The sequence below is a fragment of the Candidatus Thiosymbion oneisti genome (assembly GCF_900092655.1).
In the GTDB taxonomy this organism is placed as follows: Bacteria; Pseudomonadota; Gammaproteobacteria; order Chromatiales; family Chromatiaceae; genus Thiosymbion; species Thiosymbion oneisti.
Map to the genome: position 1 here is coordinate 1 of NZ_FLUY01001448.1, position 2,086 is coordinate 2,086.

General features: G+C 62.9%; 3 protein-coding genes. All 3 read left to right on the top strand.

Annotation, left to right across the window (positions count from 1 at the left end; all coding sequences use genetic code 11):
• Nucleotides 1-182: 182 nt before the first annotated feature.
• Nucleotides 183-647, top strand: a complete 465-nt coding sequence (pilV, locus tag BQ17_RS15055; protein ID WP_089728430.1) for a type IV pilus modification protein PilV — start codon at nt 183-185, stop codon at nt 645-647.
• Nucleotides 644-1,717, top strand: coding sequence for a PilW family protein (locus tag BQ17_RS15060; RefSeq protein WP_176722454.1), 1,074 nt, complete (start codon nt 644-646; stop codon nt 1,715-1,717). The genes pilV and BQ17_RS15060 overlap by 4 nt, the downstream gene beginning before the upstream one ends.
• A gap of 126 nt (nt 1,718-1,843) precedes the next feature.
• A partial coding sequence (locus BQ17_RS22820) for a hypothetical protein (protein WP_218068294.1) occupies nt 1,844-2,086 on the top strand: 243 nt, incomplete at its 3' end.

Consider the following 2,086-nt stretch of genomic DNA (forward strand, 5'->3'; position numbering starts at 1 on the left):
GGCGACGGCGCTTTCCCCTGGCCGCAACACCTGTGTTGGGAACGGATACATCGCTAAATCCAAAGCGGCGGCAGGATGGTGCCACTTGGCCGACCCCCTGCTCATGCCTGGCGCTGTAGGTTCCGGTAAGCATCGGGGTGAGGTTGCCGCCGCACTCCAAAACGTCCGGTGGAACCCTTCTTATGATCGTTGGCAGTCCGGAATCCATAAAGGGCCATCGGGGTTTTGCCTTGATCGAGGCCCTGGTGACGGCCTTTGTGTTGGCGCTCGGCCTCATGGGACTGGCGGCGCTGCAGATGACCGGCACTAAAAGCACATACAGCGCGGAAAAAGGCTCCCAGGCCAGCATGCTCGCCGACGAAATGATTGAGCGCATGCGCGCGAACCGTACCGTCGCCCACAATGGGGGCTATGACATTGGCCTCGATTCCACGCCCCGAACCTGTGACCAAGCACCGTGTCCATCCACCCCGATCGAGAACAGCGACCTGTGTCAGTGGAAGCAACGCCTGCGCTGCTCGCTGCCGTCCGGGGATGGAGCGATCGGCAGCAGCGGAAATAGCGTCACCGTCACCATCCAATGGGACGACAGCCTCGGGCTTTCCGAGCGCTCGAGTCAGCAATTCGTATCCGCAACCAGATTGTGAGCCCTTCGCTCCAGCGCAGCGCCGGCTTCACGCTGGTCGAGCTGCTCGTAGGGATCGCGCTCGGGGTGCTGACGGTATCCGCGGTGCTGCTCTTCTTCGTCTCCAACAAGCAGCATTTCCTGGTTCAACTCGAAGCCAGCCGTTTGCAGGAGAACCAACGCTTTGTGGTGCAATTCCTCACCCGTGACATCCGGGGTGCCGGCTACCGCGGCTGCGCCGGAGGCGACGGACTCTTCTTCAACACCTTGAACAACCCGAGTGCCCCGGAGAATAATTTCCGGACCGGTCTCCAGGGCTTCGACGAGGTGTCGGAGATACTGCCGGAACCCTTGGCGAGTACCTTTGCAGGTTCGCGCCGGGTTCCGATCGCGGGCACCGATGTGCTGCTGGTGCGGGGACCTGAAGGCGATGCCTCCGGCGTGCGCAGGGAAAACTCCGGCCAGCAGGTCTTCGCGGTTGTAAGGTCTCGGGAGACCAAGGCCTGTACCGGCGGCACCAACCGCATCAACGGGATCTGCCCCGGCGATTATCTGTTGATCAGCGATTGTCAAAAGGCCCGGATCTTTCAGGTCGGTTCGATCGACGATTCCGGCGCCATCACCCACCCCACCGGCGGCCTCGTTCCGGGCAACTCCGACGGGACATGGGGCGGTACCACCGCGCCGTCGGACGAGCGGTTCGGCACCGATTCGGAGATTATCCGCTACGGCACCTTCATCTACTACATCGCGCACAACCCCGGTGGGGAACCGGCGCTTTATCGGAAGGCGAGTAGGGGCCGCACGGAGGAGCTCGTCGAAGGCGTGGAGGATATGCAGATCCTCTACGGAGAGAACACCGATGCGGATGCCGATGGAACACCGGACCGTTTCGTTGCCGCGGCGGGTGTAACCGACTGGAACGACGTGACCGCGGTAAGGATCTGGGCATTGCTACGGGGTTTCCGGGACCACATGGCGGAGGCGGAACAGCATTACCCGGCGCTCGACGGAACCCTGGTCACCGCCCCCGACAAGCGGCTGCGCAGGACCCTCTTGTTGACCATCGGCCTACGCAATCGGCTGCCCTAGGGCGGGCTGTGCCCACCGCTCTGGCTGGTAGTTGGTGACTGGTAGCTGGTAGCTGGTGACTGGTAGCTGGAGGCACTCACCCTATCGCGCACCGCGGCAGTGGCTCAGTTTAAAAATTGGCTCTTTATGGATTCCGGACTGCTTTGGAGTGCGCCGGCAAAGCGGCGCGACCGCATCGAACCTCAACGACGGGGGATACTAGCGGCGCTGGCCAAGAACTTGGGGCTAGGGTCCCACACGCGCCGCGGCGACGGCGCTTTCCCCTGGCCGCAACGCCTTTGCCGGGGATGGATGCGTCGCCAAATCCAAAGCGGCGGCGGGTTTGCAGTGTACCTGCCGGCACCCCCGGTTACACCAGGTACCCTGGGT